The sequence below is a fragment of the Nocardiopsis halotolerans DSM 44410 genome, from assembly GCF_000341065.1.
GTDB lineage: Bacteria > Actinomycetota > Actinomycetes > Streptosporangiales > Streptosporangiaceae > Nocardiopsis > Nocardiopsis halotolerans.
Genome location: NZ_ANAX01000055.1, coordinates 1 through 7526 on the forward strand (window position 1 = coordinate 1; position 7526 = coordinate 7526).

The following is a 7526-nucleotide window of genomic DNA, read 5'->3' on the forward strand; positions in this document are numbered from 1 at the left end:
AGGTGTGGCCCGCGGTGATCGGCGGACTCATCCTGGTCGCGTTGATCTGCGGGGTCATCGCCCTCATCGGGGCCTTCGGCAGACAGCAGGAGATCAACGAGGAACGCGGATGGGGCCTGCGTCAGCAGATGATCCAGAGTCCGGCCACCGAGGCGCCCTGACCGCCCTGACCGCCGTGGCGTCCGGATGCCACTCCTCCCCCCGTCGTCTGACGGGAGTCCTCCCCACCACGAACACCACCAGGGGGTCGCTCTCCCATGTCCGGCTCCGAGCACGCCGCATGGGCGCCCGGGTACGACACCCCGGCCCTGCTCCGCCAGGGGCGTCGCGCCCGGATCGTCCGGGCCACCCGCTCCACGAGCGGGGCCGACGTCGTGCTCAAGGTCCTCCCCGAGCACTTGGGGCGCGCCGAGCTGAACCAGCTGCGCGAACTCAGCGGGGTGTCCGGCGTGGTCCCCCTGCTGGACGCGGGGACCACCGCCGACGGTGACCTGTTCGTGGTGTTGCCGTTCTACGCGGACGGCTCCTTCGGCGACATGCTCGCCCGGAGGGGACCCGCGCCGATCCAGGAGGCGGCTGCCGTCTCGCGGAGTGTGGCGGCGGCCCTGGGTTCGATGCACGGTCGCGGGCTGCTGCACAACGACGTCTGCCCCGGCAACGTCCTCCGTGCGGGGCGGACCCCGGTGCTGACCGGTTTCGGTTCCGTCCACCGGTCGGGTGAGGCCCTGCCCCCGCCTGATCCGGGGTCGGAGTCGTTCCTGCACTCGCCCCCCGAGGCGCTGCGGGGTGAACCGCGCACGCCCGCCTCCGACGTGTACCAGCTGGCCTCCACGATCTGGACGATGTTGGTGGGCCACACGCCCTTCTCGTCCACGGACGGAACCCCGTTCGATCCCGGGGCCTACACCGAGCGGGTCCTGACTCGGGAACCCAGGCCGGTTCCCCGTTCGGACGTCTCCCGCAAGCTGCGCGGTGTGCTCACCCGCGCGCTGGCCAAGCTGCCCGAGGAGCGCTTCGCGACTCCGGCGGCGTTCGCCGCGGCCTTCGAGCAGGCGCGCACGTCCAGACCCGCCACCACCCTGTCCGGCGCGACCGGCGGCCAGAACCCGGTGAGCGGCCCGCAGACGCCGATGACGACCGCCCTCCCCACCGGGACGGACACCCGCACCCCCGCGTCCGGGCCCCAGCAGCCGCCCGCACCGGACCCGCGGGTACCACCGGCACACGCACCCCAGACACAACACCCGGCCACCCAGGCCTCCGGCTCGCAGGCAGCGCAGGCGTACACGTCCGAAGCGCGGTTCCCGACCGCCACACCACAGGCCCCCGCGTCCGGCCCCCAGAACCCGATGGCGGGTTCGTCCCAGCCCTCCGCCTCCGGGCCGCAGGTCCCCCCGTCGGGCCCCCAGGCCCCCGTGCCGGGCTCGCAGGTTCCACCGGAAAACCCCCGGACGCACACGCCCCAGACGCAGCACCCGACCGCGTCACCACAGCGTCCCCCGTCGGGTCCCCAGCCCCCCGTGCCGGATCAGCGCGCCCGCGCGCAGGAGCCACCGGCCGCGGCACCGGAAACCGGTTCCCCCGTCTCGGGACCCCGGTTCCCGCCCCCTCCGTACGCCGCTCAACCGATGTCCCCGCAGGCCCCGCACCCCCTCCGGAGCGCACCGCAGTCCCCTCCCCCGGCGCCCTCCGGCCCACAGACCCCGCCCACCACGGCGTGGTTTCCGCCTTCCGGCCCGCAGGCCCCGCACGCCCCGACCGCCCCTCCCCCCGCACCTCTCCCGCAGCAGCCGCCCCAGCAGCCCCCCGCGTCTCCGGACGGGCCCCCGCACCAGCCCACCGGGCTGGAGGGAAGCAGGCTTCCGGCCACCGACGCGGGCGGCACCGCCGAACTCATGATGGCCAAGCTGCGCGGAGAGGAGATCTCACCGCTGCGCGCCTGGTCCCGTCTGGAGGGCTGGACCGGCACCGCCGAGTCCTCCTTCCTCCCGGTGGACGACGCACCCGTCCCCGAGGAGGACGAGGCTCCCGTCTGGGGCCCCGTCCAGGAGACCGGGCAGGAGCAGCCCCGGTGGCGCCGCCATCTCCACATCGCCGTGACCGTGTGCGGCATCCTCCTGGTCACCAGCGTCTCCAGCGTGTTCGCCGCGACCGGTTCCGACACCCCGGCGGCCCCGACGGCCGCACCGGAGGCCGAACCCGAGCCCTCACCCGAGGCGGAACCCACCGGGCAGGACGTCCAGCCCTCGGCGCCACCCGAGATATCCGCACCGTCGAACGTCGTCCTGGCGGACAACCTCGGCGCCGTCGAGCTGAACTGGACCGACAACAGCGGCGGCACGGCCTCGTTCTTCGTGCTGGGCGGCCCCAGCGGACACGAACCGACCACCGTGGCCCGGACCGGCCCCGGCGTGGTGTCCGCGCAGGTCGTCACCGACAACACGTTCATGGAGTACTGCTTCACGGTGATCGCCGTGGACGGCGCCGCGGCCGCCGCCGGCCAGGTCTGCACGACCCGCGCCGCCGACCGGGCCGAGGCCGAGCGCGCGGCCGAGGAGGCCGCTGAGGAGGCGGCCGAGGAGGAGGCCTCGGAGGAGCCTTCGGACGAACCCTCCCCGCCTCCCGAGGAGGAGCCCGCGGAATGACGCGGCGCGCCGGGGGCGCCGACACTCGCGGCCGTGCGTCCGGCATGGTGTGACCTGCGCCGTATCGCCGCCTCATGACCTTGGATAGCGTTTTCGGGACCATGTCGCGCGTGTGCGGTGGGAGCGCTTCTTGTCCGGGGTCCTGATCGGTTTCGGTGTCATCACCAGCGTCGTCGTCATCGGCTACATGCTCGGGCGGCTCGACCTGCTGGGACCGGGGGCCCGGAACGTCCTCACCAGGCTCGCCTTCTACGTCGCCAGTCCCGCGCTGCTGTTCACGATCCTGGCCGACGTCGACCTCTCCGTCCTGGTGTCCGGCCCGATTCTGGTCAGCGTCCTCGGCGTGGCCGCCGTGGCGCTCGCCTTCGTCGTGTTCGGCCTGGTCCGGCGCTGCGGTGTCAGCCGGACCACCGTCGGCGCGCTCTCCTCCTCGTACGTCAACGCGGGCAACCTCGGCATCCCCATCTCCGTCTACGTGCTCGGTGACGCGTCCCTGGTGGCGCCCATCCTGCTGACGCAGCTCCTGGTCATGGCACCGGTCGCGCTCACCATCCTGGACCTGGCCGACGGCGACGTGCGCGGCGTGGGGCCGGTGCTCAGACGCGCGCTCGGCACACCGGTCCGCAACCCCGTGGTGATCGCGTCCCTGGCGGGTGTGGCCGTCTCCGCCTCGGGCTGGGTCCCGCCCGAACCCCTGATGGAACCCTTCCACCTGATCGGCGGCATGGCCGTCCCGGCGATGCTGCTGGCGTTCGGGATCTCCCTGCACGGAAGCCCGTTTCCCGGTCGCGGCCCCGAGCGGGTACCGGTCCTGGTCGCCGTCGCGCTCAAGTCCGTGGTCCAGCCGCTGGTGGTGTGGATCCTGGGCGCCCTGGTCTTCGACCTGGACCCCTTCACCCTCTTCTCCGTGGTCGTGCTGGCCGCCCTGCCCACGGCGCAGAACGTCTTCAACTACGCCACCCAGTACCGCTCCGGTGAGGTGATGGTCCGCGAGGTGGTGCTGCTGACCACCCTCCTCACCATCCCCGTGCTGTTCACCGTCACCTTCCTCCTCGGTTAGGGAACGGCTCCCCGGCTCCGGTGAGGGGGAGGAGCCTGGCTCCCGTGAACATCAGGGAACAATGCTGGGCGAACGGTACACGCGCGACGGCCCTCCCGATAGCATCCCCAGAGTTCACGGGAACCGCGGAACTCCTGCCCCCGTCCGCGCGTCCCACCCGTCATCCGGAGAGCGTCCGCGCCGACGACCGTGAACGGACCTCCGTGCGTGGAGGGTGTCGCGTCCCCTCCCGGTGAATCCCGCGTTCGAGGAGAGGAGACCCCCACATGACCACCGAAGCGGGCGGCAACCCGATCGAGGGGATGGAGGGCGGCGAGTACGCCGAAACCCTCGCGGCGGCCATGGCCGGGCTCGCCGACGCGTTCGACCTCCTCATGGAGGACGCCGAGAGCATGTCGGGCCACGAGGACGTCAGAGCCGGGTTCAGCGCGTTCAAGGAGGAGAACGCGCAGGCCCTCATCGACATCCAGGCGCTCGGCCTGACGCTGGCCAACAACGTCCAGGCGGGCGCGGGGGAGATCGCGCGCAACGACCTGGACAGCTCCGAGGACTTCGACCACCCCTGGGAGTCCCACCGGGACATCAACTTCTGACGGCACCGTCCGCCGTCCCGTCCCCTCACCCCTCCCCGCCCGCAGCCCCTCCGAGGAAAACCGTGGCAACCTTCGCTCTCGTCTTCGTCCCCCGCGACTTCCACTACGACTCCAAGCCCATCCACGACTGCGCGGCGGACCTGGAGGTCCTCAACGCGCGGCTCCTCGGCCGCGCGGACGACCTCAAGGGGGGCTTCGACTCGGCCGCCAGCCAGTTCACCGACGTCATCGCCTGGGACGTCCAGAGCCTCTCCGAGGAGGACCTGCAGAACTGGCGGGACGCCGCGGTCTCCGTCACCTACGCGGCCTCGGTCGCCGAGAGGTGGGGGGACATCGTCAAGGCCTTCCACGAGGAGCGCGAGGCCCAGATCACCACCTGGGAGAGCAGCAGGACGGAGAAGGAGAACGCCGTCCCCTCCAAGTACCAGGACGACCACATCACCTCGTCCCACCCCCAGGTCGACGGCTTCTGGTGGACGGACTGGGGCGCCGGGGACGAGGCTCGGTGCCGGGCCCTCTACGACGAGCTCGTCACCGTGCAGGAGGGGCTCATCGACCGGGAGCAGGCCAACTGGCAGGGCCTCCAGGACGGCGCCGAGGGCATCCGGACGATGCTCGAACAGGGACCGACCCCGGAGAACGTCCGCACGCTCATGGAGTCGGGCAACGCCAACTGGGCCTTCCTCAACCTCGACCCCTCCCGCTACGCCTCGCTCATCGAGGACGGCGAACTCACCCCCGAGAACGCCGAGGAGTACGCCGACGAGCTCGCCGCCTACTGGTCCGGGGAGAAGCCGCTGGACGACCGGTACCACGAGATCATGCTCGTGCTCTCGATGGTCGGCACCAGCGCCCGGCAGAACCAGGGGGACGGCACGAAGCTCAGCGACGAGGAGATCGCGTTCCTGGAGGAGTTCTACGCCCACCTGGAGGAGCCCTACCTCAGGGACGGCGCCGGGTCGGGCATCATGGTCTACCCCGACCTCATGGCCGACTCCGACATGAGCGACGAGGAGCGGGAGGACGCCCTCGGCCTCCTCGGCGACGGTCTGCTCGCGCTCTCGGACCCGGCACTCGGCGGAGGGTACGACAGCCTGCCCCAGAGCTTCCGGTACGCCGTGGAGGGGTCGTGGCTCAACCCCGACGCGGAGAACAAGATCCCCGGCACCGCCGTGAACATCGGGATGGACATGGAGGCGCTCTCCGCCCTCATGGAGCACACGGACGGGAACCTCCAGGGCGGCTACGGGCTGTCGACGGCCCTGCACCTGACCACCGGCGCGTTCCTCGACACCTGGGGCGACATGCCCGATCCCGACGGGGTGATGCCGGACTCCGAGCAGGTCTCCCACATCGTCGACGTGGCCAGCCGCAACACGGACGCCAACTACTACATGCTCACCGGCGACCACCTCAACGAGGAGGAGGGCGTCGACTACGGCGACGAGGAGCTGCGCACGCGGGCGCTGGAGGGCACGCTCACGTACGAGTGGCACGACGACGGCCACACCGCGCGCCAGCTCACCGACTGGCTCGCCGAGGACGTCCAGAGCGAGGACACCGAGGTGCGCGAGCGGGCCGGGGACGCCTTCGCCGGGTTCATGGAGACCATCACCGACCCGGACATGCACGACGCCCTCACCAACACCGGTGTGGACGTCACCGAGGGGGACAACGAGTACTCGAACGCCTCGTTCACCCAGTTCAACGGGGAACTGGCCGACAGCCTCGCCGACGTCTTCGACGCCCACATCTACAGCTTCGCCAACAGCGACATCCTGGACCTCAACGAAAACCCCGTGACGGGTATCGGGGACTTCGACTCGGAGACGGGCACCGTGCGCCTGGGTGCCGAGGAGCGCGCCATGTACATGCAGCTTCTCGTGGGCAACGACGAAACCGCCGGACGCATGGTCAACACGGTGGACGCCTACAAGCAGCTGGAGTCCATCGCGTTTCTGGAGTCCGGTAACGAAGCGACCGCCGCACGTGGAGCCGGACAGCTCCAGGGGTTGCTGGAACGAGCCCTGTACCTGGATTCGGAGGATCGCAGTGCCGACCTGGACGAGACCATCGAGCGCAAGACGCAGATAGCCGAGTTCGTGGTCGGCGAGGCGGGCAGCCTGTCCGGGAACATCCCGGTCATCGGCACGGCCCTGTCGATGGGGATGGGTCTAGCCGAGGAAAGCATCGTGAACGCGATCGTGGATGGCGAGTACGAGATCTCTCCTCGCCACCCCGTCTACACCGGCGAGGAGAGCACCACGCGCGCCTTCCAGGCGGCGACTTTCGACTTCCTTGCCCATAGCGCCCCCGAGGCGTTCAACGACGTGGAGCGGGGCGACCTCAGGACGCTGGTCGGCGGTGGTGCGCTCACCATCGAGCGGAACGGTGAAGTGCTCAGTGCGGCTGACATCCCGAACGACTTCGTCATCGACGACTCCGTCACGATGAGTTTCGACACGGACCCGAACCGATGGCCGGGCAACGAGGACGACTCGCTCTCCGAGATGGACGACGCGCTCGGCAGCATCATGGAAAGCACCACCATCGACATCACCTACGAGGATGAGTACGGATATTCGGTCGATCACAGCACGCCCGCCCACGAGGGAGTGGAGCAGTTCACCGAACAGTACATGGGCGGCTACCGCGAGGCGGAGGTCTATTTCGGAGGCGGACTCGAAACCTTCGGGAACGCACCCGAGGGCGAGGGCTCGTAACCCGTGTGGCCGCCGCCACCTCTGTACCCCACCCGTTCTGGAGGCCCTGTGACACACCGTGAAGGCCGTGCTCCCGTCTTCCTGACGATCTCCCTGTCCGCGTGCCTGGTCTTGGCCGCGTGCTCCACGTCCGAACCTGAACCAGAGGAAGGTCTTCCACCGGACTACGTCTCCCGCTTCTGGGTCGAACGGGAGGTCAGGGTGCGCACACTCGACCGCATGCTCATCGAGAACGATCCCGAGGAAGTCGTCGCGAACATCAACGGCAGCCGCGACAGGCTCATCGACAGCCGCATCCTCCGGGAGGCCGAGGACGGATACGTCGTCGAACTCGACAAGGAAGCCTGGCACACCGAGGGGGTCGACGGCCTCGCAAGAGTCGATGACGCCCTCATCGACGCCATGGAGTCCAATACGGTCACCTGGTGCGGCGAACCCGTCAGAGGAAACGAACTCGTCGACTCCTACATGGAGGAGTTCTGGGACACCCTCGACTCCCACGAGG

The 7526-nt window shown here is 70.1% G+C and carries 5 protein-coding genes; all 5 read left to right on the forward strand.

Going from position 1 to position 7526, the window contains the following annotated elements:
* Positions 1-257 precede the first annotated feature (257 nt).
* The gene (locus tag D455_RS0104515; protein WP_026122310.1) at positions 258-2645 is read left to right on the forward strand and encodes a serine/threonine protein kinase; all 2388 of its coding nucleotides are present in this window, start codon (positions 258-260) and stop codon (positions 2643-2645) included.
* A gap of 130 nt (positions 2646-2775) precedes the next feature.
* Entirely contained in the window at positions 2776-3705 is a 930-nt protein-coding gene (locus D455_RS0104520) for an AEC family transporter (protein ID WP_026122311.1), read from the forward strand.
* A 266-nt stretch (positions 3706-3971) separates the two neighbouring features.
* Positions 3972-4298: a hypothetical protein gene (locus D455_RS0104525; protein ID WP_017569576.1), complete on the forward strand. Its 327-nt coding sequence runs from the start codon at positions 3972-3974 to the stop codon at positions 4296-4298.
* Positions 4299-4360: 62 nt separating this feature from the next.
* Positions 4361-7021, forward strand: a complete 2661-nt coding sequence (locus D455_RS0104530; RefSeq protein WP_017569577.1) for a TPR repeat region-containing protein — start codon at positions 4361-4363, stop codon at positions 7019-7021.
* A gap of 201 nt (positions 7022-7222) precedes the next feature.
* A partial coding sequence (locus tag D455_RS29195) for a hypothetical protein (RefSeq protein ID WP_026122312.1) occupies positions 7223-7526 on the forward strand: 304 nt, incomplete at its 3' end.